General features: G+C 61.2%; 22 protein-coding genes and 1 tRNA gene. 6 read left to right on the top strand and 17 right to left on the bottom strand.

The window, feature by feature from the left end; genetic code table 11:
* The first annotated feature begins 58 nt into the window (after positions 1-58).
* Positions 59-1,705: a chaperonin GroEL gene (gene groL / locus MUN81_RS10650; RefSeq protein ID WP_245117277.1), complete on the top strand. Its 1,647-nt coding sequence runs from the start codon at positions 59-61 to the stop codon at positions 1,703-1,705.
* A 131-nt stretch (positions 1,706-1,836) separates the two neighbouring features.
* On the opposite strand, the gene MUN81_RS10645 is transcribed toward groL, so the two are convergent.
* The 3 genes from MUN81_RS10645 to MUN81_RS10635 form a co-directional block, all read right to left on the bottom strand.
* Positions 1,837-4,872 (bottom strand): nidogen-like domain-containing protein, encoded by a 3,036-nt coding sequence (locus tag MUN81_RS10645; RefSeq protein WP_245117276.1) that lies wholly within the window; start codon positions 4,870-4,872, stop codon positions 1,837-1,839.
* A gap of 184 nt (positions 4,873-5,056) precedes the next feature.
* A complete protein-coding gene (locus MUN81_RS10640) occupies positions 5,057-6,625 on the bottom strand; it encodes a peptide MFS transporter (RefSeq protein WP_245117275.1) in 1,569 nt (522 codons plus the stop codon).
* Between the two features lie 150 nt (positions 6,626-6,775).
* A complete protein-coding gene (locus tag MUN81_RS10635) occupies positions 6,776-7,693 on the bottom strand; it encodes a helix-turn-helix transcriptional regulator (RefSeq protein ID WP_245117274.1) in 918 nt (305 codons plus the stop codon).
* A 228-nt stretch (positions 7,694-7,921) separates the two neighbouring features.
* On the opposite strand from MUN81_RS10635, the gene pckA reads away from it, so the two are divergent.
* On the top strand, positions 7,922-9,547 hold the full coding sequence (pckA, locus tag MUN81_RS10630; protein ID WP_245117273.1) for a phosphoenolpyruvate carboxykinase (ATP): 1,626 nt from the start codon (positions 7,922-7,924) through the stop codon (positions 9,545-9,547).
* A gap of 67 nt (positions 9,548-9,614) precedes the next feature.
* Here the strand turns inward: pckA and MUN81_RS10625 are convergent, their stop codons facing one another.
* Positions 9,615-10,151, bottom strand: coding sequence for a hypothetical protein (locus MUN81_RS10625; protein WP_245117272.1), 537 nt, complete (start codon positions 10,149-10,151; stop codon positions 9,615-9,617).
* A gap of 57 nt (positions 10,152-10,208) precedes the next feature.
* On the opposite strand from MUN81_RS10625, the gene MUN81_RS10620 reads away from it, so the two are divergent.
* A complete protein-coding gene (locus MUN81_RS10620; RefSeq protein ID WP_245117271.1) occupies positions 10,209-10,913 on the top strand; it encodes a 16S rRNA (uracil(1498)-N(3))-methyltransferase in 705 nt (234 codons plus the stop codon).
* Here the strand turns inward: MUN81_RS10620 and MUN81_RS10615 are convergent.
* From MUN81_RS10615 to MUN81_RS10595, 5 genes are all read right to left on the bottom strand, one after another.
* Positions 10,910-12,025: a zinc ribbon domain-containing protein gene (locus MUN81_RS10615; protein WP_245117270.1), complete on the bottom strand. Its 1,116-nt coding sequence runs from the start codon at positions 12,023-12,025 to the stop codon at positions 10,910-10,912. The genes MUN81_RS10620 and MUN81_RS10615 overlap by 4 nt on opposite strands.
* Positions 12,026-12,206: 181 nt before the next feature.
* Positions 12,207-13,076 carry a cation diffusion facilitator family transporter gene (locus MUN81_RS10610; RefSeq protein WP_245117269.1) on the bottom strand — a complete coding sequence of 290 codons (870 nt, stop codon included), beginning with the start codon at positions 13,074-13,076 and terminating at the stop codon, positions 12,207-12,209.
* A 72-nt stretch (positions 13,077-13,148) separates the two neighbouring features.
* Positions 13,149-13,607, bottom strand: coding sequence for a hypothetical protein (locus MUN81_RS10605; protein WP_245117268.1), 459 nt, complete (start codon positions 13,605-13,607; stop codon positions 13,149-13,151).
* Positions 13,608-13,652: 45 nt separating this feature from the next.
* Positions 13,653-14,369 carry a hypothetical protein gene (locus MUN81_RS10600; RefSeq protein WP_245117267.1) on the bottom strand — a complete coding sequence of 239 codons (717 nt, stop codon included), beginning with the start codon at positions 14,367-14,369 and terminating at the stop codon, positions 13,653-13,655.
* Positions 14,370-14,446: 77 nt separating this feature from the next.
* Positions 14,447-15,037: a Crp/Fnr family transcriptional regulator gene (locus MUN81_RS10595; RefSeq protein ID WP_245117266.1), complete on the bottom strand. Its 591-nt coding sequence runs from the start codon at positions 15,035-15,037 to the stop codon at positions 14,447-14,449.
* A 176-nt stretch (positions 15,038-15,213) separates the two neighbouring features.
* On the opposite strand from MUN81_RS10595, the gene MUN81_RS10590 reads away from it, so the two are divergent.
* A complete protein-coding gene (locus tag MUN81_RS10590; protein ID WP_245117265.1) occupies positions 15,214-15,876 on the top strand; it encodes a DUF4159 domain-containing protein in 663 nt (220 codons plus the stop codon).
* A 44-nt stretch (positions 15,877-15,920) separates the two neighbouring features.
* On the opposite strand, the gene MUN81_RS10585 is transcribed toward MUN81_RS10590, so the two are convergent.
* The 5 genes from MUN81_RS10585 to MUN81_RS10565 form a co-directional block, all read right to left on the bottom strand.
* On the bottom strand, positions 15,921-16,475 hold the full coding sequence (locus MUN81_RS10585) for a hypothetical protein (RefSeq protein ID WP_245117264.1): 555 nt from the start codon (positions 16,473-16,475) through the stop codon (positions 15,921-15,923).
* A 39-nt stretch (positions 16,476-16,514) separates the two neighbouring features.
* Entirely contained in the window at positions 16,515-17,051 is a 537-nt protein-coding gene (locus tag MUN81_RS10580; RefSeq protein ID WP_245117263.1) for a 1-acyl-sn-glycerol-3-phosphate acyltransferase, read from the bottom strand.
* Between the two features lie 148 nt (positions 17,052-17,199).
* On the bottom strand, positions 17,200-17,973 hold the full coding sequence (locus tag MUN81_RS10575) for a patatin-like phospholipase family protein (protein WP_245117262.1): 774 nt from the start codon (positions 17,971-17,973) through the stop codon (positions 17,200-17,202).
* A 93-nt stretch (positions 17,974-18,066) separates the two neighbouring features.
* Entirely contained in the window at positions 18,067-18,915 is an 849-nt protein-coding gene (locus MUN81_RS10570; protein WP_245117261.1) for an MBL fold metallo-hydrolase, read from the bottom strand.
* A gap of 170 nt (positions 18,916-19,085) precedes the next feature.
* Positions 19,086-20,033, bottom strand: a complete 948-nt coding sequence (locus MUN81_RS10565) for an acetyl-CoA carboxylase carboxyltransferase subunit alpha (protein ID WP_245117260.1) — start codon at positions 20,031-20,033, stop codon at positions 19,086-19,088.
* A 300-nt stretch (positions 20,034-20,333) separates the two neighbouring features.
* Between MUN81_RS10565 and MUN81_RS10560 the strand changes: the two genes are divergently transcribed.
* Both MUN81_RS10560 and MUN81_RS10555 read left to right on the top strand, forming a co-directional pair.
* A tRNA-Asp gene (locus MUN81_RS10560) sits at positions 20,334-20,407 on the top strand.
* A 155-nt stretch (positions 20,408-20,562) separates the two neighbouring features.
* The gene (locus MUN81_RS10555; RefSeq protein ID WP_245117259.1) at positions 20,563-21,699 is read left to right on the top strand and encodes a DNA/RNA non-specific endonuclease; all 1,137 of its coding nucleotides are present in this window, start codon (positions 20,563-20,565) and stop codon (positions 21,697-21,699) included.
* Positions 21,700-21,717: 18 nt separating this feature from the next.
* Here MUN81_RS10555 and MUN81_RS10550 read toward each other — a convergent pair whose 3' ends face one another.
* The 3 genes from MUN81_RS10550 to MUN81_RS10540 all read right to left on the bottom strand — a co-directional run bounded on the left by MUN81_RS10550 (position 21,718) and on the right by MUN81_RS10540 (position 23,909).
* On the bottom strand, positions 21,718-22,302 hold the full coding sequence (locus tag MUN81_RS10550) for a recombinase family protein (protein ID WP_245117258.1): 585 nt from the start codon (positions 22,300-22,302) through the stop codon (positions 21,718-21,720).
* Positions 22,299-22,898, bottom strand: a complete 600-nt coding sequence (locus MUN81_RS10545; RefSeq protein WP_245117257.1) for a hypothetical protein — start codon at positions 22,896-22,898, stop codon at positions 22,299-22,301. Before MUN81_RS10545 ends, MUN81_RS10550 begins: the two co-directional genes overlap by 4 nt.
* A 726-nt stretch (positions 22,899-23,624) precedes the next feature.
* Complete coding sequence (locus tag MUN81_RS10540; RefSeq protein ID WP_245117256.1) at positions 23,625-23,909, bottom strand: hypothetical protein; 285 nt, start codon at positions 23,907-23,909, stop codon at positions 23,625-23,627.
* Between the last annotated feature and the right edge of the window lie 63 nt (positions 23,910-23,972).

Below are 23,972 nucleotides of genomic sequence, written 5' to 3'. Positions count from 1 at the left end.
GCTGAGCCCGCGAAAACTCCAAAACACCTATTAACCTTACTTACTTCAGTTCCCAGAAATGGCTAAGAACATCCAATTTGACGTGGAGGGCCGCGCCCGCCTGCAAGCCGGCGTGAACAAACTCGCCAACGCCGTGAAAGTGACCCTCGGCCCGAAAGGCCGCAACGTCATCATCGACAAAAAATTCGGCGCCCCGTCCATCACCAAGGATGGCGTGACCGTGGCCAAGGAAATTGAGCTGCGCGACCCCATCGAGAACATGGGCGCCCAGCTCGTGAAAGAAGTGGCTTCGAAAACGGCCGACCAGGCCGGCGACGGTACCACGACGGCCACCGTGCTGGCCCAGGCCATCTACACCGCCGGCTCGAAGAACGTGGCCGCCGGTGCCAACCCCATGGACCTGAAGCGCGGCATCGACAAGGCCGTGCTGGCCGTAGTGGCCAACCTGAAGGCGCAGTCGAAGAAGATTGAAAACTCGGCGGAAATTGCCCAGGTGGGCACCATTTCGGCCAACAACGACGCCGAAATCGGGAAGATGATTGCCGATGCCATGGAGAAAGTGGGCAAGGAAGGCGTCATCACCGTGGAAGAAGCGCGCGGCACCGAAACCGAAGTAAAAACGGTGGAAGGCATGCAGTTCGACCGCGGCTACCTCTCCCCCTACTTCGTGACCAACCCCGAGAAAATGGAGGTTGAGTTCGACAATCCTTACGTCCTTATCTACGACAAGAAGGTGAGCACCATGAAGGAGCTGCTGCCCGTGTTGGAGCAAGTGCTGCAAACCGGCAAGCCCCTCGTCATCATCTCGGAAGACGTGGACGGTGAAGCCCTCGCCACCCTCGTGGTGAACAAGCTGCGCGGCTCGCTGAAAATTGCCGCCGTGAAGGCTCCCGGCTTCGGCGACCGCCGCAAGGCCATGCTGGAAGACATTGCCACCCTCACGGGCGGTACCGTTATCAGCGAAGAGCAGGGCTACAAGCTCGAAAACGCGACGTTGGAGTACCTCGGCACGGCCGAGAAAATCATCATCGACAAGGACAACACCACCATCGTGAACGGCAAGGGCTCGAAAGACGCCATCAGCGGCCGCGTGGCCCAGATTAAGGCCCAGATGGAAACCACCACGTCGGACTACGACAAGGAGAAGCTGCAGGAGCGCTTGGCCAAGCTGAGCGGCGGTGTGGCCATTCTCTACATTGGTGCCAGCACCGAGGTGGAAATGAAAGAGAAGAAAGACCGGGTGGACGACGCCCTGCACGCCACCCGCGCCGCCGTTGAGGAAGGCGTGGTGCCCGGCGGCGGCGTGGCCCTGGTGCGCGCCTTGGAGTCGCTGGCTGGTGTTGAGACCATCAACGCCGACGAGCGCACGGGGGTGAACATCATCCGCACGGCCCTGGAAGCTCCCCTGCGCACCATCGTGGCCAACGCCGGTGGCGAAGGCTCGGTAGTAGTACAGAAAGTGGTGGAAGGCAAAGGCGACTTTGGCTACAACGCCCGCGAAGACCGGTACGAGAACCTGGTGGCCGCCGGCATCATCGACCCCACCAAGGTGACCCGTCTGGCCCTCGAAAACGCTGCTTCCATCGCCGGCCTTCTGCTGACGACCGAAGCCGTGATTTCGGACGAGCCCGAGCCCAAAGAAAGCGGCCATAGCCACGGCGACGGCGGCATGGGCGGCATGGGTGGGATGGGCGGCATGATGTAAGTCAAGCCGCTGGCAGCCTCTCGCTGTTAGGAATAGAAAAGCCCCGCTGGCATTGCCGGCGGGGCTTTCTTGTTGGTTTGAAGTACGGAGCGACACGGCGCGAGTTGGGCCATCAGCTACGCTAACTCGTGCTACTCAATAACGACGCGCTTCGTTACCACGCCTTCGGGCAGGGCCACGTGGAGGGTGTACACGCCGGGCGCCGCATGGCCCACGGCCAGGGCTTGCGCACCGGCACCATGCGCAACGGGCAGCTCCTGGCGCAGCACCAGCTGGCCCAGCGCATTGACCAATCTTACACTGACGGCCTGCGAGCTGCCGGGCACGGCCAGCCACAGTTGCTGATGGGCCGGGTTGGGAAACACCACCACCTGGGCGCTGAGTTGGCCCGGAGCAGTGGCCAGGGCACGGGTGGCCTGGAAGATGAGCGAGAAACGCGGCCCGGCCAGCGAGGCATCGGCGGTGAAGGTGTAAGTGACTTGGGGCGTGAGCGGCGTGACGGTGCCAGTCAGGGCGTCGCGCAGCTGCACGGTGGCGCCGACGGGCAGGTTCAGCAGCTCGTCGGCGCGTAGCGTATAGGTGCCGGCCTGGGCCACGCGCACGGCCAGTGGCACCGTCAGCGGCGCGTTGCCGAGCAGCGGCCGGCCGCTGATGGCTAGGGGGCCGGTCACGTCGTCGAGGGCCAGCTGCACGCGGTGGCCGGCCGTGAGCTTGGGGGCATCGAAAGCAGCATCGAAACCCGCAGTAGCGCCGGTTTCAAAATACACGGCGGCCTGGTCGGTGGCCCCGGCGCCGCTCAGGCTTAGCTGGAGCAGCAGGCGGGTTTCGGCGGTGCCGCGCTGCGGGGCGGCCGAGGTGTAGGTGCTGAGGCGGGCGGCATTGCTCAAGTTGAGGCTGGCGGTGGCACCGGGCGTGCTGGCGCGCACAAAAAAGCCCTGCCCCAAGCCGATAACGTTAGTGCCGCCGTTGGTGCCCACGCCGTTGACGTAGCTGGCGTAGGTACCGGCGTATTGCCCGCTCGATTTGTACACGTGCACGGCATTATCGAGCCCCGAGGCCCCAGCAAAGGCCTGCGTCCAGTTGATGGGCGCCGGGTACGGGTTGCCGAGCAAGTGCCAGCCGGCCTGGGCCGACACGCCGCGGCCGAGGGCACCGATGGCAACGGCCCCGTTGCCCAGGGTGCCCACAAAATCAATGGTTTGGCCAGCGGCCAGGTTCACGGTGTAGCCCCGGCCGGGCGTCATGGCCTCAGTAGTGGCGGCCGGCGACACCCAGCCCTTGTCGAAATCGGCCGTGGCACCGTTGCCGGTAGCGGCTACCAAAGCTTGGTTGTAGAAGAAAATATTGGGGAAAGGCGTCACCTGGCCAGGGTTGGCGGCGCCGTTATAGGCAGCATTCACCAGCGGCGAGAAGCCGGCAGTGGTCAGGTCGGCCAGCGTGGTGTTGGCCACGGGGGCGGCCAGGTGGCGGTAGCCCAGGCCCGGGTTTAGTGCGGGGTCGAGGTAGCACTGCACGGTGGCGGTGCCCAGCACGGCGGCCGCGTCGTTGTTCACCGCCATGGCCGTGCCGCTGGCGTCGGCCGCCAGGGTCAGGTTGCCGTTGGAGGCCAGGTTGCCGTTCAGCGTCAGCAGGCGCGTCACGGCCAACGGGCGGGTAAGCTGCACGCCCGCGCTGCCCACCGTGAGGTTGGCAATGCGCAGGCCGTTGGAGCCCCCAAAGCTTTGCGCGGCGCTGCCGGTGGTGAGCAATGTGCCCGCCCCGCCGATGGTGCCGTTGTTGGTGAGGGCACCGCTCAGGCTGAGGGCGCCGCCGCTGGCCACCGTGAGCGAGGCCCCGGTGGCCACGGTCAGGCTGCCCACGGCGGCGCTGGTACTCAGCACGGGCATGTTGGGCACGCCGGCCGGGATGGTCACGTTGTCGGTGGCGGCGGGCACGGTGTTATTGTTCCAGTTCGCCGGGTTGGTGTAAGCGGTGTTTGCGGCGCCGGTCCATTGCCCGTTGGCCGGGTTCACCACCACGGTGAGGGCAAAAACTGATTGCGCAGGCGCGGGCAGGCCGTTGTCGGTGGCCGTGAAATTGATGGTGCGCGTGCCCACGTTGCAAGGCGCGCCGGTTACTGAGAACGTCAGCGTGGGGTTGGTGCCGCCGTTGCCCGCTGTGCTCACCGAAGCGTTGCAAAACGTCCCGCCGTTGAAATTGGACGACACGGAAACCGTCTCGTCGGTTTCCGGGCCCGAGAACTGGAGCGGTAGCACCACGGTCTGCCCCTGGTTCACGGTGAGCAGGTTGCCAGCCGGCAACCCGGCCACGGCGGGCGGTACGTTGCCGGCGTCGCGCACGCGGTAGCCCAGGCAGAGCCCGTCGAGCCAGTCCACGCCGCCGGGATTGCCCGGGAAAGACGTGTTCGGTGCCAGGCTGCCGCTGAGGTTAAATCTTCCGGTCTGGATGTAGTCGACGCTATTGCCTTTGTTGACGCCCACCGAGGCCGGAATCCCACCGAAGCCGCCCGTGCCGCTTGAGGCATCGCTGGTGGTCCACTGCATGTCGTCGTAGGCGAAGAGCACGTCGTTGCCGGAAAAGCCGGGCGCCGTGTTGGCCTTAATGACCAGTTGGAAAGTGTTTTTCTTATCGGCTTTGCGATTGAAATAGCCCACCTTGCTCCATACCACCACCAGCCGGTCCGGAAACACCTTGTACCACACGGTACCGCTGGCGGGGTTTTGGGTATCCACGTCCGCCCAAAACGGCGCAATCATGGGCCTGGCCAAAGGAAAGCCCTGGGCATTGAAGGAACCGTATGGCGCGTCGAAGGTGATGTTGCCGTTGTTGTTGATGTACACCTCGCTGTACCGATTGCCAAACAGGGAGAAATTCCACCCCAGGCTAACCGGGCCGAAAGAATCGTCGTCGTTGCGGCCCAGGCTGGTCCAGCCCCCGGCGGCCGTGGTGTCGAAGGGCTCAAAGCAAGCGGGACGGGCCACGGTAGATGCGGTTCCTTTATGGGCGCTCCCGGCCACTGCCGCCCGGGCCGTAGCCGAGGCACTCAGCCTGAGCTTGCGGGCCTCAAATTGGGGGTCGGCTGCCGCCGGGTTCCAGAGGTGGGGCACTTGCGCCTGTCCCGATATTGTGCCCAGCCACAGGCCGCAAAAAAATAGTAATTGTTTCATAGAAAAAGGGTAGGTTAAAAGGCTACGCAAGATAAATCAGCATACCACTCTCCCTATATCCCTCCCGCGGACGGCTCAGGGGCGGGCCTTCGAAAAAACAGAAATCCGGAGAATTCCCGGACACAAAGAAGCCCCCAACGCCGGAGCGCCGAGGGCTTCTGTAAGCAGCGGAAAATGAATCGCCTTACGCCTGTGCAGCGGGCGCGGGGTAGTTGCGGGCGTCCATCATCTTGGCCAGCTTGCCGCTGATGAGGAACAAAATGCCAGCGGCCACCGCGGCCGATACCACGAACACCATGAAGAAGTCGTAGAGGTTGGTGATGTGGTAGCCGAGAATTTCCGGCGTAGCGTTCGATTTCGGGTCGGGGTACAGGCTGCTCATGTAGCCGGCCAGGTAGTTGGCGGCGGCGTTGGCGAGGAACCACACGGCCATCAGCAGCGAAGCGAATTTCACGGGGGCCAGCTTGTTCACCAGCGACAGTCCGATGGGCGACAGGCACAGCTCACCCACGGAGTGCAGGAAGTAGAGCGCCACCAGGAAGAACATGCTCACCTTCACGCCGGGCTGCAGGTTGTGCACGCCGAAGCACATCACCAAGTAGCCAGCGGCCAGCAAAGCCAGACCGATGGCCATTTTGAGCGGGGACGGCGGCTCGGCACCGCGGCGGCCCAGGGCCGTCCAGACGGCGGCCATGATGGGCGCACCCACCACCACGAAGATGGCGTTGAGGTTCTGGAAAATACTGGCCGGCAGCGTGTAGCCAAAGATGGTGCGGTTCATCTGCTCATCGGCGAAGAACGTGAGCGAGGCTGGCGCCTGCTCGAACGCCGCCCAGAAGAACACCACGAAGAACGACACGATGAAAATCACCATGATGCCTTTTACATCGGCGCCACTCAGGGATTTATCGCTGAAAATCATGAAAGCAATGCCCAGCACGGCAACGCCGAGCAGCGGAGCGATGGTGGGGAATTTGGCCGAATCGAGCCACAGGATGCCGAGGATAATGGCGAGCAGCACCGGCAGCAAGGCATAAATGCCCATGACGCCGCCCGAAATGGCGGGTGTCTGGCCTACTTGGGTGCCGTCGGGCGTGTGCAGGTATTTTTCCTTGCCCCAGTTAAAAATGACCGTACCCAGCAACATGGCAATGCCGCAGGCCAGGAAAGCCCAGCGGAAATCGGCGGGGTTGCCGGTGTCACCGATGAGGCTGGTAATGGTGTTGCCAATGAACGAGCCCAGGTTGATGCCCATGTAGAAGATGGTGTAGGCCGCATCCTTGCGCTTGTCGGCTGGCGCGTAGAGCGAGCCCACCATGCTCGAGATGTTGGGTTTGAAGAAGCCGTTGCCCACAATCATTACGCCCAAGCCCAGGTACAGGAGCCAGTGGCTGAGAGCATGGCTTTCAGCCGCGCCGTAGTTGGAAGCCGAGAAAAACAGCGTGAACTGGCCCAGTGCCATCAGCAAACCGCCCGTGAGGATGGAGCGCCGGTTGCCCCAATACCGGTCCGAAATGAAGCCACCGATGAGCGGCGTGAGGTACACCAAACTGGTGTAGCCGCCGTAGAACTTGGAGGCGAAGGCCTTGTCCATCATCATGGCCTTGGTGAGGAACAGCACGAGCACGGCGCGCATACCGTAGTAGCTGAACCGCTCCCACATTTCGGTGGCGAACAGCAGGTACAGGCCCTTGGGGTGGCTCGTGGATTCCGCGGCGAGCGGCTGCTCGGTTTGAGCGGGGATGGTTTGCATAGGGGGAAACGAGGGGTGAGAAATGAGATGCGAAAAGGCCAGAACCTCAATCATTGCAACAGTAGTGCAATGCGGGCACGGTAAATCTAGGAAAGTTTCGGCATTAATGGGGCTGGCCCGGCCTGGCAAGGCGGCGGCTTGATTGCCCGGCTACCCTTCGCTCAGCTCGGCCTTGCCGGGCTTGGCGGCATCGCTCCGGTAGGCTTTGGCCCGGTAGGCGGCCGGCGCCAGCCCGGTTTGCTTGCGGAAAAAACGGGTGAAATACCCCGGGTCGACAAACTGCAGCTCGTAGGCAATTTCGGCCACCGAAAGCGACGTGTAGAGCAGGTAGTTGTGCGCCCGCCGAATGGTGTGCGCCTGCACTATCTGCTGGGCCGTTTTGCCTTTCACGGCCTGGCAGATGCGGTTCAGGTGCACTTGCGTAATCTTCAGCTCACGGGCAAACTCCGATATTTTTTTCTCGAAGGGCGCGGTGCGCTCCACGGCTTTTTGAAACTCGCGGAAGTAGTGCAGGGCGCGATTGGGGCTCTCCTGCTGGCGGCGGTTGTGTTGCAGCAGGCGGTAAATCTTCACAAAAAGCAGCTTGAAGTAGCCGTTCAGGGCCAGCTGCTTGCCGGGCAGGTCGGAGTTGATTTCTTCGTGAATTTGCTGTTCCAGGTCTTGCAAGTCGCCAAAGCGGACTTCGGAGTTGAAATCGGACAGGATGTGCACCGAGTTCAGCTCGACCAGCACGCCCGGCGTGGCTTGTAGGATGGTGTCTAGCAAGGCCTCCGATAAGGTGAGGGTGCGGCCTTTCACCTGCGGGCTGAACGTGAAGCCGTGCACCGTGTTGGCCGGGATGATGACCAGGCACGGCGTGCGCAGCTCCACTGGCTCGGGAGCGCCAAAAGAAGCCCGTCCGGCCTCCAGAAAGAATAATTGGAAGAGATTTTCGTGCAGGTGCGGCTTGAGCCCCCAGTCGGTGACGCGCTGGCGGGGCACGATGAGCTGGCTCTGCAGATAGTCGTGCGAAATCTGGGCTTTGTGGTCGCCGTAGATTCCGTTGTAGCGGGCAATATCCGTAGCCATGGCGCGACAAAAAACAGGGACAAAGAAAACCTTGCGCGAGCAGGGCGTTCGATTTTTACACCTCCTACGGCTTCATTTTGCCGTATGTGGTTATCAAATGTAACGCGCAGCGGCGACATGGTTTAATTTGTCCCGTTAAAGAAATGAATTGTTTCAGTCCGCTGCGGCTTGGCAATTCTACCTTTGTATCCTCTTTCGCAAGAACCTCCCCCTAACCCCTTTATAGCCATGCAACAAGCTCCCACCCTTGCCGCCACGGCCCACAATCGTTTGCAGCCCCTGGGCTTCACCGAAACCGCCACCGTTCACCTCAATTTAACGCCCGCTGCGCTCGTGGAGCACGCCCTGCGCAACGGCGAGGGCCACCTCACCGACACCGGCGCCCTGATGGCCGACACCGGCAAGTTCACCGGCCGCTCGCCCAAAGACCGGTTTGTGGTGAAGGACGAAAACACCGCCGAGAGCGTGTGGTGGGGCGACATCAACATCCCCTTCGCCCCCGAGAAATTCGACCAACTGCACCAGAAAATGGTGGCCTACCTGGCCGACAAGGAGCTGTACGTGCGCGAAGCCTACGCCGGCGCCAACCCCGACTACCAGCTCAAGCTGCGCGTGGTGAACGAGCAGGCTTGGCACAACCTGTTTTGCTACAACATGTTCCTGCGCCCCGAAGAAGGCGCGGATACCTCCTGGACGCCCGATTTCAGCATCATCTGCGCCCCCGGCTTCGAGGCCGACCCGGCCGTGGACGGCACCCGCCAGCCCAACTTCGCCATCATCAACTTCACCAAGAAGATGATTCTGATTGGCGGCACGGGCTACGCCGGCGAGATGAAAAAAGGCATTTTCGGCGTGCTGAACTACCTGCTGCCCCACGAGCACAACACGCTCAGCATGCACTGCTCGGCCAACGTGGGCAAGGACGGCGACACAGCCATCTTCTTCGGCCTCTCGGGCACCGGCAAAACCACCCTCTCGGCCGACCCCAACCGCGGCCTCATCGGCGATGACGAGCACGGCTGGACGCCCGACGAAGGCATTTTCAACTTCGAGGGCGGCTGCTACGCCAAGGTCATTGACCTGAGCAAGGAGAAGGAGCCCGAGATTTACGACGCCATCCGCTTCGGCTCCATCGTGGAGAACACGCGCTTCATCCCCGGCACCCATACCGTGGATTACGCCAACAAATCGGTGACGGAGAACACGCGCACCGCCTACCCCATCAACTTCATCCCGAACGCCATCGAGCCCGGCGTGGCCGACGCGCCGAAGAACATCTTCTTCCTCACGGCCGATGCGTTTGGCGTGATTCCGCCCATCAGCAAGCTCGATAAGTCGCACGCCATGTACCTGTTCATGTCGGGCTACACGGCCAAGGTGGCCGGCACCGAAATGGGCGTGACCGAGCCGCAGACCACGTTCTCGGCCTGCTTCGGTGCGGTATTCCTGCCGCTGCACCCCACCAAATATGCTGAGATGCTGGGCCAGAAGATGGACGAAAACCCCGACATCAACGTGTGGCTCATCAACACCGGCTGGACGGGCGGCAGCTACGGCACCGGCCACCGCATGAAGCTGCCCTACACCCGCGCCATGATTACGGCCGCGCTGAATGGCCAGCTCGACGACGTGAAATTCACGAAGCACCCCGTCTTTGGCATGATGGTGCCCGGCGCCGTGCCCGGCGTGCCCTCCGAAATCCTGGACCCGCGCAACACCTGGGCCGACAAAGAAGCCTACGATAAAACGGCTTCGGACCTGGCCGATAAGTTTGTGGCCAACTTCAAGAAGTACGCCGAGTTTGCCAACGAGGAAATCATGGCCGGCGCGCCCCGCGTGGCAGTCGAAGCGTAAGTTTCCGCAGTAGTTCACTCACCAAAAAGCCCCGTCGGTTGCAGCCGACGGGGCTTTTGCTGTTTAGCTATTTCTCTTCAATTACGTGGCCCAATTCAATTAAATACTGTTTCAATGCCTTATACGCTGCTGTGTCGGCCGATATTTCCTGCAGCTCGTGGGTAATCATTCTATCGCACCCAAAACAGATGTTTAGCACGGCGCACAAATTGTCTTGGCTGTCATAGAACGCTAGGGCGTCCCGGTATACCGGCGCGCACATCCAATGGAGCTGTTGTTGAACGGGAATAGCTAGAATAGCCGCCAGCTGGGCCGCCGCAGGCGATTCAGCTGCTATTCTGGCTATTGGCGAAGCGGTTATGTGGTAGGCGCCGCTGGATTCAGTTAGTGGTAATAAATCCAAATCCCGGTTACGCTCTAAGCTGCTGAGGTTATCCCGCATGGCTGGCAGCTGTGCGGCGTCAGCCGTCAGCAATTCTTTGCGCAAGGCCGCAAACTGGTGTTTGGCGGCCATACACAAAGCCTCCCATTTTGCTCCCCGGTTTAATGAGTAGGTGATGAGGTAGCTGAACGGTGTTGTCTGCCAGAATTCGTGCGTTGTCATCACCTTTAAAAATGGATAGTGCCGGCAAAGTACCCTCCCGCCCCCGAACTTTGCTCCATGCTGACCTGCTTCGCCCCCGACCTCCTGCCCACTGCCGCCACCTACCAGCTTTCTGAGGAGGAAAGCAAACACGCCGTGCGGGTGCTGCGCCTGGGTGCGGGCGACGCCGTGGAACTGCTCGATGGCCGCGGCGGCCACTACCGGGCCGAAATTGCCGAGGCCAACCCCAAGCGCTGCCAGCTGCGCATCACCGCGCACGAGGCCGTGCCGCCCCGCCCCTATTTCACCCACGTGGCCGTGGCCCCCACCAAAAACCTCGACCGAATGGAGTGGTTTGTGGAAAAAGCCGTGGAAGTGGGCGTCGAGCGCATCAGCTTCTTGCGCTGCGCTCGCTCCGAGCGCCGCGAGCTGAAGCTGGAGCGGCTGGAGAAAATTGCCGTCAGCGCCCTCAAGCAGAGCGGTCAGGCCTGGCTGCCACAGCTGGACGAGCTGACCGACTTCGCTGCTTTTGTGGCGACAGTGGTGCCCGAAACCACTTTTATTGCGCACCTGGAAGAAGGCGAGCGCACGGCGCTGGCGCAGGTGGCCGGTGCGGGCCCGGGCTGCTGTGTGCTTATTGGGCCGGAAGGCGACTTCACGCCGCAGGAAATTGCGCTGGCGCTGGCAAAGGGCATCCGGTCGGTCACGCTGGGCGCCTCGCGGCTGCGCACGGAAACGGCGGCTCTGGCGGCCGTGTTCACGGCGCAGGTGGTGCGCGCCTAGCTAACAGCCGGCTGCCCGGCCTGTGGCGCAGACTTCGCCGCCGATTTGACGCCACACGCCGCGCAAAATGGGAGGTGGGCGAAGTTTTTGTGGCCGCAGTTGTAGCAATCAACAAACAGGTTCAGGCCGCAGTGGCGGCAAAAGTCCGTCACCAGCGGCAGGGCATCGTTGCCGATGGCTTTTGACGGCGTTTCCCATTTCTTGATGATGAAATCTTTGCCGCAGGAAGGGCAATAGTGGTTGTCCAAGGCTTTCTCGGCCACTTCCAGCTGCACGTGCTTGGCCCGCTCCTGGCTCGAGGCCTGCAATTCTTTTTGCCGGCGCTCCAGGTAGGCCCGGAAGGTTTTGATGGCGTAGTAGCCCAGCCCCACCGACAGCGCCACGCCCACCGCCGAGCGCACGTAGCCGCCGTAGCTGGGCAGGTAGGGCACCAGGCCGAAGAAGAAAGCATAAAGCGAGAACAGCGTGAACCCCATGAACAGGGGCCAGAACTTGTGCCGCCGGTAGCGGATAAAAAAGAAAATGCCCACGCCCAGCACCGGCCCCACAAACAGCAGCCGAATCAGAAATACTTTCAGGTCGTAGCCCTTGCGGGCGGCCTCGTACTGCTCGCTGGCCCGGCCGTTTTCACGGTTCAGCTGCAGCTCCAGCCTTTCCTGCTGGCGCAGTCGGGCATCAATGGCGGCTTGCCGGGCTGCCAGCTGCGCCCGCCACGCCTGCTCCACTTTGTAAAACTCGTCGAGCCGGGTGGCCCGGCTCACCACTTCGGCGTCTTTGTCGGGCGAGCCCAGGGTTTTCCGGGTTTTCACCCAGTTCTCAAACGACTGCTTTTCGTTGGCGTAGTTCTGCTGAGCGGTGAGCATGGTGCGCTCCACCAACGCGTTTCGGTCGCGCAGGCTTTCCACCTCGGCTTGCAGGATGGCCTGGCGGCGGTGCAGGCCTGCCACGGCGGCGGCGTTGAGAAAGCTGTCGAGCTCGGGCCGGGCAGTGGCCGTATCCAGGTCGCCGATGAGCTGATTGGACAGCAGAATCAGAAAAGCGCACAGAATAAGGGAAATGGCGTAGTACACCAGGCGCGAAGTGCGCTCCAGGCTTTTGCTGTTAAATTCCATGGGGTTGGGCTTCGTAACAACCGGCTAAGGCAGTAGCAATGAGTGCTTTTGCAATAGTAAGCAGAACCGCCTGAGCACAGCGGCGGTGGCGCTTTATTGGTCCTGGCCCGTGCCTTATGGTCTGCATCTCAGGAATGACGAGCCCCAACCGAGGCGAGACTTCGCTCCTGGTTTCCATCCGTTATTCCTGGGGCTCGACGTGGATGAGCACGTGGCCCAGTTGCGGCAACTCCCGGCGGAGCGTGTCTTTCAGCCGGTGCGCCACCTCGTGGCCTTCGCGCACGCTGATGCCGCCATTCACCAGCGCGTGCAGGTCGATGTGGTATTGCATGCCGGCTTTGCGCACGAAGCATTTTTCGGTGCCCAGCACGCCGTCTACGGTCAGGGCTACACGGCGGATGTCGGCCACCAGGTCGTCGTGCACGTGCTCATCGAGAATTTCGCCCAGGGCGGGGCGGAAAATGTGGTAGCTGTTATAGAAAATGAGGCCGGCGGCCAGCAGGGCGGCCCAGTCGTCGGCGGCCTCGTAGCCGGGGCCCATGAGCAGCGCAAACGAAATGCCCAGGAACGCCGCTACCGACGTGAGGGCGTCGCTGCGGTGGTGCCAGGCATCGGCTTTCAACGAGGAGCTGTTGGTGGCTTCCGCCTTTTTCATCACCGTCCGAAACGACCATTCCTTCCAGAGAATGATGCCGCCGAGCACCAGCAGCGTCCAGGCCTTGGGCAGGGCGTGCGGCGTACCGATATTCTGGATGCTTTCGTAGGCAATAATCGTGGCCGAAGTCATCAGGAAGCCCACCACCAGAAACGTCACCAGCGGCTCGATGCGGCCGTGGCCGTAGGGGTGGTTGTCGTCGGCGGGCCGGTTGGCGTACTTGATGCCCAGCAGCACCAGCATCGACGAAAAGATGTCGGCCGTCGACTCAATGGCATCGGCCACCAGGGCATAGGAGTTGCCAAAATAGCCAGCCAGGCCTTTGAGCAAGGCCAGCCCGGTGTTGCCGGCAATGCTGAAATACGTGGCCTTGACGGCGGTTTCTTCGTTGGTCATGGTTGAGGGGTGCGGGCGACTTGCCGGCGCTACGTGGCGCCCCAGACGTGCTCCACTGTTGAGCCCACATTCCTATTTCAGGTAATACGTGCGCAGCAGCTGCATGGCTTCTTTGGGGCTGGCGGCGCACTCGCGGCAAAACGTGCCGACGCCATTCACGGGCCCTTCGTATTTCCACACGAAGGTTATGGGCGCGTCGTTGGCCGAGCTGGCCACCTTCAGCGCGTTGCCGCTGGGAATGATGTTGAGCAGGCGGTCGTCGGCCATCCGAATGGCAAAGCTGGAGCCATTGGCCATGCCGGTTCGTGGCAGGTAGTTGGCCGGCAGTTCGCTGCGCTCTTTGCCCCGAACGTAGTAAATGGCGCCCCGCTGGCCATCTTTTACCCAGAAGCTCAGCTCTTCGTACTGGTCGGTGCCCGGCTTGCCGGCGGCATAGGTGGCCACTTTGGTTTGCGCAACAGCCGGGCCGGCGGCCAGCAGGGCTAGCACCACGGCCGCGGATTTTAAGATGCTGGTCGGGGATTTATGCATGGGAAGATGAGTTGGGGGCTTGGCTTGCGCTTACTGCTTTGAGCCTTAAAAGTTGCTGCGGTGGCGTTCAGGCGCAGGCGAAATGCGGCCTCCTATGGCCAGCAATTGCCGAATGGCCGCCAAGTGCGCCAGCAGCACCGTGGGCACCACCACGGAAGGCAGCCAGTTGAAGGGGAAATGCAGAATGGCCACGTTTGGCTGCTCGAAGGCAAATTGCTGGAAAATGCTCGGCGTCGACAAGAGCGCAGTGCCCACAATGTTGAACAATAGGCCCAGGCAAACGAAATTCCAAGCCAATAGCCAGTTGAGGCCCAGTATTTTCTTCTGAAACACCAAATAATAGATTGCCGGCGCGCTCAGGCCCGAAAGAATGTCCCAGTTTCGGCCCGAGAAGGTCATGAGTTCTGGCACCGCCTTGTGCACAAACAGCCCATATAAAACCAGTTCGACGGGTATTCTGACCAAATGCAGCAGGGTTAGCGCCCGAAGGTCGAGGCGGTCGAGGTAGTGCCGGCCGCGCGGCGTGCCCAGCAGCAGCAAGATGAGCAGCACGGGTGGCGCCACCAGGCCCAGCGCGCGCGGCGGCACCGTGTTGGTCACGGCGAAGAACCCGCTCAGCGCCACCAAGGCTTGCAGCCCCAGCCAAGCCACCAGCACGGCCAGCGTGGCCCGGGAATGGCGCGCGGCCCGATAGAAAATGGCCACTGCTAGTAAGGCGATGACTGCAAATGCGATACCGAGCGTAATAGGTACGTGTTCCATGGCAAAGTGGGGCTTGGTGATTACCTCACAAAGGAACCCCGGCAGGCCACCGGGCCCACTTGCCAATTGGCAGGAAATCAGTGCTGCGCGGGCCCTTTCACGCCGGCCCGAATCCGACTCAGCGAAGTATCGGTCACGCCCAGGTAGGAAGCAATGTGCTTCACGGGGGCGTACTGCAGCACTTCAGGCGAGTGTTTCAACATCTGCTCGTAGCGCTCAGCCGCCGAGGTAGTTATCATAGACAGCATCCGGCTTTTCAAGGCCGCAAAGCCCTGCACCAGCACTGCGCGGCCAAATTCCCGAAACTCGGGGCGGGCGTGAAACAAGGCGTTGAGCTGCGCAAAATTTATGACCCAGCCCGCGCAGTCGGTCAGGGCCTGAATGTTTTCCTGCGAAGGCGAGCGGGTAAAAAACGACGAAACTTCGAGCACGGTGTGCCCGCTGGGGTAAAAGGCCGTTGTGACTTCGTTGCCGGCTGGGTCGTTGGCAAAGGCCCGGAACAAGCCGTGTTCCAGAAAAAAATAGGCATCCGAAACCTGGCCTTCACGCAGCAAGAACTCGTGCCGGGCTATGGTTTGGGAACGGAACTCCCCGGCAATCTCCACGGCCTGTGCGGCGTTGATGATGCCACGGGTTTGCAGGAACGTAATCAGTTTCTCACGCGACATTTGCCTGACATATGGGGGACGGGCGCTAAAATTACCAGCCGCTTCACGATTCGGCCCGGCTTGCCGCCCAGCAACCAGCGCCAGCGCGCAGCGGTCCTTCCCTTCCGGCAAGACCTGAACTTTCCATTCGGCCATTACTTTATAGGACAGACCGATTTGGTCTGCATTCGACTTCCATGCTGAAACATCTGCTCACCGCTGCGCTACTGCTCACGCTCACCGCAGCCGGCCCTTCGTCTTACAGCTTCCGCATTGCCAAGCTGCACTACGGCGGCGGGGGCGACTGGTACGCCAACAAAACCTCGCTGCCCAACCTCATCAGCTTCTGTAACCAGACGCTGAAAACCAACATCGCGCCCGACGAAGCCACCGTGGAGCTCGACGCGCCCGAGCTCCTCACCTACCCCTTTGTGCACATGACCGGCCACGGCAACGTGAGCTTCACGGCCGCTGAGGCCCGCAACCTGCGCCGTTACCTCACCGGCGGCGGCTTCCTGCACATCGACGACAACTACGGCCTCGACAAGTTCATCCGGCCCGAGATGAAGAAGGTGTTTCCCGGACTGGAGTTTGTGGAGCTGCCCTACTCCCACCCGGTCTACCATCAAAAATACCAGTTCCCGAAGGGCCTGCCCAAGGTGCACGAGCACGACGGCAAGCGCGCCCAGGGTTTTGGCCTGCTCTACAAAGGCCGCCTGGTGTGCTTCTACAGCTACGAGTGCGACCTGGGCAACGGCTGGGAAGACGTGGGCACCTACCCCGAAGATTCCCCCGCCACGCACGAAGCCGCCCTGCGCATGGGCGCCAACCTCGTTTCCTACGCCCTGACCCAGGACTAGAGGCACGTGTTCGGCCGGAAACGACGAGAGGCGAGTACGCGTCTCTACTCGTATTTGCGGGCAAAAATCTCGCTGAGCACGAAGGCTGCGCGCACGCCTTCGGTCCGGCGCAGCATTTCGCGCACCGTATCGGTTGTGGACCCAGCCGCAGGTTCCGATTTGAATTGTTGAGGCCGTTGCCGGTCAGCCTTCGACAGGCCGGTTGAGCGCTGCGGGGATGGCGCCGGCGCGTTGTGCGGCCGGGCCGTGGCGGGCGCCTCCAAGGAGCGTTGCGGCACCGTGGTGCGCTCCTGCGAGCGCGCCGGACGAGCCACTTCCTGTGGCATGGGCCGGCCGGCCAAGGTGCGCGGCGCCGCCGGCTGAGGTACGGGAGGCACTGCCACCGGGCGGGGCGAGTCGGGCTCGGCGGCGTTGCGCGCCTGCATCTGCCGCAGCATTTCCTGGAAGGTAGCGGTGGGCAGGGCCGGCGCGTCGTTTTGCGGCCGGCGCGGGCGCTCCTGCTTCTCGCGGGCGGTGGTTTCCTGGGCTTTTTTAATCAGCCGAAACACGAAGGCGCCGAGGGCGAAGAGTATCCAAAGCAGCGTTGCCAGCTTTTCCATGGCCAAAAGGTACGGGCTACCGCCCGGTTCACCATTCGGTTAGCGCACGCCCTTCTCCGGAAAGCGGCCGGTGATGGTGCGGTAGAAAGCTTTGATTTTGGCTTCATCGGCTTCGTAGTCGCCGGTGGGCCACACGGCCTCGCCAATGCCGGCTTCCTTTTTCTTGTAGTCCAAATAACCCAGTCGGATGGGCACGTGGGCGCCCAGGGCGGCGAAGTAGTAGCCCTTGCGCCAGCGCGGCTGGTAGGCGCGCGTGCCTTCCGGGGTGATGAGGATAACCAGCTCGTCGCGCTCATCAAACAGCTTCACCATGCCGTCGACCAGGCTGTTGTTTTTGCTGCGGTCCACGGCCAGCCCGCCAATGGCCTTCACCAGCCAGCCAAGGGCCCAGTTGTCGGTCCACTCCTTTTTCACGGTGAAGCGCACGGGCACGCCCATTAGGTAGAAGGCTGCCCGGGCCAGAATGATGTCCCAGTTGCTGGTGTGGGGCGCCGCAATCATCATGCTCTTCTTGATTTCCGGGTTGTGAATCTCACCCAAGTGCCAGCCCGCCACGTTGAAAACGAGCGTGGCCATGGTGTACCAGAAGGGGGATTTTTCGCGGGGGGTCATGCGGGGCAACTTAGAAGTGAAAAATGGCAGCAGGCCCAAAAAATAGCCTGAGCCGCCAAGCTTTGAAGTACAAAGATGGGCAGCCGGCCACAATGCTGCGCCACGCCCGCGGCTAGGGTTGCTGCAGCAACTCCGCCAGCGCATCGGCCTGCGCCAGCGTGTAGCGGTAGCCGATGTCGAACAGCTCGGTGCCGCGCTTGTAGCCCAGGGGGCGGTAGTGGCGCAGCTCGGGCGGCTCCAGCAGCAGTTCACACTGGGTTTTGCGGCTGGTGGTGTTGGCGTTGATGGCCAAGTGCAGCGTCCGCTCGATGAGCCGGCGAAAGTTGGGAATGCGGGCTTCGGAGTTGATGGGATTGCAGTTGACGCCCACCACGCGCAACTCCGGCCGGCCCAGCAGCGGCTCCACGGGCAGGTTATTGAGCAGGCCGCCGTCCACCAGCTGCCGGCCCTGGTACTCCACCGGCCGGTACACTATCGGCACGGCCGACGACGCCAGCAGCGGCGGCAGCAAGGGCCCCGAGTTGAAATACACCGACTCGCCCGCCATCAAATCGGTGGCCACCAGGGTGATGGGCAGGCGCAAATCCTCGAAGTTGGCCGTGGTGCCTAGGTGCCGGGCCAGCAGCTGCGACACGGCATCGAGGTTCAACAGGCCAAACCGGCTGAAGGCCGGCCGCGTCAGCCGCACCACGTTGGTTTCCTGTAGCAGCCGCAATATTTCCCGCGGCGGAAAACCGGCGGCGTAAAACACGCTGGCAATGGCCCCGGAGCTCACGCCGGCCAGCTGCGCCACCGGCAGTTGCAGCTCTTCCAGCGCCGCCAGCACGCCCAGATGCGCAATGCCACGCGCCCCGCCTCCCGACAAAGCCAAACCCAGTTGGGCCATTTCGTTCTCCGTTGTTGATGAAAAGAAAGCGGCGAAGATGTCCGTCTCGCTGCTGCCGATACGCAAAACCGACCTTCAGCAACTATACGGATGCTACAAATCGGCCAGCCGCAGGGTTTCGGCCAGGCGCACGCCTTTGTCGGTGTGCTGCACGGTGCAGGCTTCGTGGGTAGGGTCGTGCTCCAGCAGCAGCACCCAGTTTTCATCGGCGGCGCGGCGCAGCACGGCTTCCTTTTCGGGCATGGTGAGGAGCGGGCGCACGTCGTAGCTCATCACGTAAGGCAGCGGAATGTGGGCCGCGCTGGGCAGCAAATCGGCCATAAAGGCCAGCTTATGGCCCTTGTACTCCATCACCGGCACCATCATCTTCTCGGTGTGCCCGTCGGCCAGAATGATTTCGCGGAATTGCGGCAGGGCATCGGGCACGCCCGCCCCGAGGTCCACAAACTTCAAATGCCCGCTTTCCTGAATGGGCAGGATGTTCTCCCGCAGGAAGCTGGCTTTTTCGCGCGGGTTGGGCGTCACGGCCCAGTTCCAGTGCGCCTCGTTGCTCCAGTACGTGGCGTTGGGAAAAGCCAGCTGCAGCACGCCATCGGGCCGGCGCTGCACCGAGCCGCCGCAATGGTCGAAGTGCAAATGCGTCAGGAACACGTCGGTAATGTCGCTGCTACCAAAGCCCAGCTTGCGCAGGGATTTCTCCAGCGTGTCGTCGCCGTGCAGGTAAAAATGCCCGCGAAACTTCTCGTCCTGCTTCTCCCCGATGCCGTTGTCAATCAGCAGCAAGCGGCCGCCGTCTTCTATCAGCAGGCAGCGCATGGCCCAAGTGCACATGTTATTGGCATCGGCGGGGTTCAGCTTCTGCCACATGCTCTTGGGCACCACGCCGAACATGGCGCCGCCGTCGAGTTTGAAAAGGCCGGTGTCGAGGGTATGAATGGTCATGGGTGGGATGACAGTGAAGGATTCAGACCAAAGAAAAACAAAAGAACGTCATGCCGAGCGCAGCGAACCATCTTGCCCGCCACCAGTAACCATTTCTCAGGATTAGTGGCGGCACGCGAGAGGCTTCGCTGCGCTCGGCATGACGTTCGGGGATGTGGTTATTAGAAAACCTACTCCACCACCACGCCCATCGCCGAGAACTTGTCGATGCGCTGCGAAATCCGTTCCGCGGCCGGGATGTCGGCCAGCTCCTTCAGCGTCTTGAGCAGCGTGGTTTTTAAGGTGTCAATCATGCGCTCCGGGTCGGTGTGGGCGCCGCCCAGGGGCTCTTTCACGATGCCGTCGACCAAGCCGGCCTTCTGCATGTCGGTGGCCGTGAGCTTGAGGGCCTCGGCGGCCTGCTCCTTATAGTCCCAGGAGCGCCACAAGATGCTGCTGCACGACTCCGGCGAAATGACCGAGTACCACGTGTTTTCCAGCATCAGCACCCGGTCGCCAATGGCAATGCCCAGGGCGCCGCCGCTGGCCCCTTCGCCGATGATGACGCACACCACCGGCACCTTCAGCATGAACATTTCCTTCAGGTTGCGGGCAATGGCCTCGCCCTGCCCCCGCTCCTCGGCCTCCAGGCCCGGAAAGGCGCCGGGCGTGTCGATGAGCGTCACCACGGGCACGTTGAATTTCTCGGCCAGCTTCATCAGGCGCAGGGCCTTGCGGTAGCCCTCGGGGTTGGGCATGCCGAAGTTGCGGTACTGGCGCTGTTTGGTGTTGTGGCCCTTTTGCTGGCCGATGAACATGACCGTTTGGCCGTTAATCTCGCCGAAGCCGCCCACCATGGCCTTGTCGTCGCCAACGGTGCGGTCGCCGTGCAGTTCCACAAACTTCTCGGCCATGCCTTCGATGTAGTCAAGCGTATAGGGCCGGTCGGGGTGGCGCGAGAGCTGCACGCGCTGCCAGCGGGTAAGGTTGGCGTAGGTTTCCTTCTTAAGGTCTTTGATGCGCTTTTCCAGCGCGGCCACGGCGGCGCCTACTTCCACGTCGCTGTCGGCAGCGAGCTTTTGCATTTCGAGGAGCTTGCCTTCGAGGGCAGCAATGGGTTGTTCAAAGTCGAGGAGCATGGGGCGCGAAAAAGATTGCGGGGAGTGGGAAGGCGAAAATAGCGGGCGGCGCGGTCTACGCGGAGCTTCAACGCGCCCCCGCCGCCCCCACTAGCCGTTATAAAGGCGGGTGGCAAAGGTAAAACATCCATCGTTGGGGCCCAGCGCAAAAAATTAATCTTCCTGAGAAACAACCCTAAAGCCCCACGGACAACTCTTTTTTGAAGAAATATTGGCCCCAGGTTTGCAGGGCGCAGTTTTCTTGTCCTACCTTTGTAACACCAAAACGGAAAAGCACACAGCTTCTCCACCAAGGCAAACGGTTTGGTAGTTCAGTTGGTTAGAATGCCGCCCTGTCACGGCGGAGGTCGCGGGTTCGAGTCCCGTCCAGACCGCTACCGTTTGTTAAAAAGGCCATTTCCAGCACGGAAATGGCCTTTTTTATTGCCCAAACAAAAAAGGGTGGCAAAAAGGGTGGCAGACGCTGCCGTGCTTTTCAAGCGTCTCGGCGGTCGAAGACCTATCTTTAGGTAAACAATCCTTCCCACCCGTGCCCCTTTCCGCTCGCGCCCTGGCGCTCTGTTTTTTCACTAGCGCCCTGCTCTGGGCTCCCGGTTGCGCCAACCAGGACGGCGACCCTACCCCGCAGCCACCGGTGCAGCCCACCCCCACGACGGGCACCGTCACGGGCAACTTCTCCCCCGCCGGCGCGCTGGCCAGCGTGACGGCCACGCCCGCAGCGGGCGGTGCGGCTATCAACGCCACCTTGCTCACGGGCGCCTATTCTTTTGCGGCCCTGCCTCCCGGCACGTATACGCTCACTTATGGACCGGCCGCCGGCTACGCGGCTCCTGCCCCGCAAACCGTGACGGTCACGGCGGGCGCCACCACGCTGGCCCCGCCCCTCACGGTGGGCCCGGCGGGTTCGGCCCTGCCCGAGCACCTGACCCTGGGCAACCCCAGCGGCGCGACTACGGACGTGAACCAGACGAGCAACTACCTGCTTGACCGGCTACAGTATGCCGTGAGCTACAACCGCGACCAGGGCAAGCCCAACTGGGTCAGCTGGCACCTGAGCACGAGCTGGATTGGCTCGGCCGCCCGGCAAGACGACTTCCGCGCCGACCCCGACCTGCCCGCCGGCTGGTACGCCCCCGGCGCCACCAGCTACACCGGCTCGGGCTTTGACCGCGGCCACAACTGCCCCTCGGCCGACCGCACCAGCACGGTAGCCGACAACTCGGCCACGTTCTTCATGAGCAACATGATGCCCCAGGCCCCGCGCAACAACCAGCAGACCTGGGCCAACCTGGAGGACTACTGCCGCACCTTCCTCAGCTCCGGCAACGAGGTGTACGTCATCTGCGGCAGCTACGGGCAGGGCGGCACCGGCGCCAATGGCTTCGCCACCACCCTCGACCAGGGCCGCATCCGCGTGCCCGCCCGCTGCTGGAAAGTTGTGGTCATCCTGCCGGTGGGCACCAACGACGCCGCCCGGGTGAGTGCCGGCACCCGCGTCATCGCCATTGACACGCCCAACGACAACTCCATCAGCACCACCTGGGGCACGTACCGCACCAGCGTCGACGCCATTGAGGCGGCCACGGGGCTGGATATCATGTCGGCCGTGCCCGCCAGCGTACAGCAAGTGGTAGAAGCTCGCGTCGACAACGGTCCCACGAGCTGAGCAGCCTTATTAGACAATTTATGCCGGAGAGGCTATATACTTAGCCACCGTGCTCGGCGATATCTCCAGTGTTCGGGCGATGTAGCCATTCGACTTACCCTCGGCTTTCAAGGCCCGCGCCTGCTCTACCACGGCAGCTGCTTTCGTGGGCGCTCCAAGCTTCATGCCGGCCGCTTTTTTCTTGGCCAGCGCTGCCTTAGTGTTTTCCGAAATCTTAATCAGGTCCTGCGCAGCGATGGTGGCTAGCATCGAGACAATTACGTCGCCAAAGGGGCCGAGGCTGTCAAGGTAAGGCTCGGTGAAGGATTTGTAGTTCACCCCATGGTCGCGCAGCTCCTTCAGGTATTTGAGCGTGGGCAGGGCGCCCTCGCGGCTGAAGCGGTCCAGGCGCCAGAATACCACTAGGTCAAATTTCTTCTGGTAGGCTTCGAGCAGCAGCAGCTTGAACTGCGCGCGGTCGGACTTGCCGCCCGACACCTCCTCAGTGAATACTTTATATATAGAGCCGTGCTTCTCGGCAAAGTCGCGCAACTGGTGCACTTGGTTGTCGGGGTCTTGGCCTTTGTCGTTCGTCGACACGCGGGCGTAGATGGCTACTCTCACTTTCTTTTCATCACCATGTTCACAACGCGGGTCAATTCAGCCTCTATTGGCTGGAGCTCCAATTGCTGCCCTTGAAAATAAAAAATCTTGTTCACGCAATCATATTGACGCATTCGAAATGATGGGAGCCCGTGTTGCTGAATATATGCAGGCTCAAGTAGCATCACATCAGCTATCGTTTGATTAGCACCGTTCTCTGACCACCAGTTTAAAAATTCATCAAGCCTTTCATCGTAATGCTCGATATTATCTCGCATGTTTCTAAGGCGCAAGACGCTATCATCTGGGATAGTATATATTTCACGAAGCTCCCGGCCTCTTATAATTCTAGGAAGCCTTTGCTCATAATCAGCTAGTGACTCATTCTTGCGCATTGGACTTACTATCGGCCAGAAGATTTTTGACACGTTAGCCGCATGGCTAATAAAGGCATGCAGTTTTGCAAAGATGTGGTAAGGGTTTTCTAGGCCTGAAGGTATTCTACCAGATGCTATGTAGCGTTCGATAAGAGATGTCGCTTCTTTAAGTGCACCAATTGCGGCGCCGGATTGAAATACTAATTCATGGCCAAACGCATTTTTAATTGATTGCTGCATCTTACTTCATATTGGTAGGCGACAGACCAAAAATACCCTCCAATAAAGGGTGTAAAAAAACGGACCGAGAAACATGCGTTTCCAGGCCATTTGAGCAGGGTGAAAAACCATCCAGAATACGGACGTTTTTTGGAGGCCACCGAGTTTACGAAACTCATTGCCCTCGTCAGTTTCTTAAACTTTGATTCGCAGACAAGTTTCTTAAACTCTCCAAACGCTGCAACGGCCTGTTAGCCGTCTTTTCCCAGGCTACTGGAGTAGTTTAGTGAACCGAGCGTTAAGTTGCGACATGTTAAAGAACTCTAAGAAGGCCGTTGGCACCAGCTGGCCTGTACGGGTCCGATTGCAGTATGCGCCACAACGCCAAGAGTGGGCCCGGGTCCGGAAGCGCCTACTGGAGTTCCCCGCTCATTTCTACCCGCAGCAGGCCGCAGAGTTGGTGGATTGCTGCTGCCGGTCCGCCGTTTTGCGACGGGTCATGCCTTACGTAAGCCTCGGACGGGTAGGCTTGGCATTACCCGGCTCGACCCAGGGCGGCCCGTTGTCGACAAACGATTCTCCTTGCTTATACTTCCATCAAGGGCGGTACATCGTGTCGAGCTACGACAACGAGACCAAGTGGCCATTTGACACGGCGGCGCAAGCAACTGCCTTTGCAGAGAAACACTCCACCGTCGTGCCCCACATTTAGAGTTTGCAAAAACGGTCCGAAGCTTAACACGCCCCTTACAGCGACGTACTCAGCCGGAGGTCCACCAAGCTTCCTCCGGGCAGCACGGTCATGCACACTTCGTTGCGGTGGCCAGTCTCTTGCACCAACTCAAAGACGATTTGCAGCACGGCGGTGGTATACGGGTGCTCGTCGAGCATCACGCCCTCTGTGGTGTAAGTCACACCGGCTTCCTGCAGGAGCTGCACAATGTCCGCCTGCGCAACGGTCCGGAAATCCGTGTAGTAGAGGCTGGCCAGAAACCCAAGCAGTGTCCGATAAGGCGGAGATGAGTGTGACATGCGCAAACTTACATGTTAGCGGATATACCAAGCTCTTACATTTTTGCTGCTGTCTGCAGCAAA

The sequence above is a fragment of the Hymenobacter sp. 5317J-9 genome (assembly GCF_022921075.1).
In the GTDB taxonomy this organism is placed as follows: Bacteria; Bacteroidota; Bacteroidia; order Cytophagales; family Hymenobacteraceae; genus Hymenobacter.
This window is presented reverse-complemented; position numbering and strand designations above follow the sequence as displayed.

Bases quoted from the DNA above. Each gene is read 5' to 3' on its own strand.
- MUN81_RS10570 (WP_245117261.1), bottom strand. From the start codon at position 18,915: ATGACCATTCATACCCTCGACACCGGCCTTTTCAAACTCGACGGCGGC.
- MUN81_RS10540 (WP_245117256.1), bottom strand. From the start codon at position 23,909: ATGTCACACTCATCTCCGCCTTATCGGACACTGCTTGGGTTTCTGGCC.
- MUN81_RS10615 (WP_245117270.1), bottom strand. From the start codon at position 12,025: ATGGAATTTAACAGCAAAAGCCTGGAGCGCACTTCGCGCCTGGTGTAC.
- pckA (WP_245117273.1), top strand. From the start codon at position 7,922: ATGCAACAAGCTCCCACCCTTGCCGCCACGGCCCACAATCGTTTGCAG.
- groL (WP_245117277.1), top strand. From the start codon at position 59: ATGGCTAAGAACATCCAATTTGACGTGGAGGGCCGCGCCCGCCTGCAA.
- MUN81_RS10605 (WP_245117268.1), bottom strand. From the start codon at position 13,607: ATGCATAAATCCCCGACCAGCATCTTAAAATCCGCGGCCGTGGTGCTA.
- MUN81_RS10585 (WP_245117264.1), bottom strand. From the start codon at position 16,475: ATGGAAAAGCTGGCAACGCTGCTTTGGATACTCTTCGCCCTCGGCGCC.
- MUN81_RS10620 (WP_245117271.1), top strand. From the start codon at position 10,209: ATGCTGACCTGCTTCGCCCCCGACCTCCTGCCCACTGCCGCCACCTAC.
- MUN81_RS10645 (WP_245117276.1), bottom strand. From the start codon at position 4,872: ATGAAACAATTACTATTTTTTTGCGGCCTGTGGCTGGGCACAATATCG.
- MUN81_RS10635 (WP_245117274.1), bottom strand. From the start codon at position 7,693: ATGGCTACGGATATTGCCCGCTACAACGGAATCTACGGCGACCACAAA.
- MUN81_RS10580 (WP_245117263.1), bottom strand. From the start codon at position 17,051: ATGGCCACGCTCGTTTTCAACGTGGCGGGCTGGCACTTGGGTGAGATT.
- MUN81_RS10565 (WP_245117260.1), bottom strand. From the start codon at position 20,033: ATGCTCCTCGACTTTGAACAACCCATTGCTGCCCTCGAAGGCAAGCTC.
- MUN81_RS10595 (WP_245117266.1), bottom strand. From the start codon at position 15,037: ATGTCGCGTGAGAAACTGATTACGTTCCTGCAAACCCGTGGCATCATC.
- MUN81_RS10625 (WP_245117272.1), bottom strand. From the start codon at position 10,151: ATGACAACGCACGAATTCTGGCAGACAACACCGTTCAGCTACCTCATC.
- MUN81_RS10590 (WP_245117265.1), top strand. From the start codon at position 15,214: ATGCTGAAACATCTGCTCACCGCTGCGCTACTGCTCACGCTCACCGCA.
- MUN81_RS10610 (WP_245117269.1), bottom strand. From the start codon at position 13,076: ATGACCAACGAAGAAACCGCCGTCAAGGCCACGTATTTCAGCATTGCC.
- MUN81_RS10640 (WP_245117275.1), bottom strand. From the start codon at position 6,625: ATGCAAACCATCCCCGCTCAAACCGAGCAGCCGCTCGCCGCGGAATCC.
- MUN81_RS10575 (WP_245117262.1), bottom strand. From the start codon at position 17,973: ATGGCCCAACTGGGTTTGGCTTTGTCGGGAGGCGGGGCGCGTGGCATT.
- MUN81_RS10545 (WP_245117257.1), bottom strand. From the start codon at position 22,898: ATGCAGCAATCAATTAAAAATGCGTTTGGCCATGAATTAGTATTTCAA.
- MUN81_RS10600 (WP_245117267.1), bottom strand. From the start codon at position 14,369: ATGGAACACGTACCTATTACGCTCGGTATCGCATTTGCAGTCATCGCC.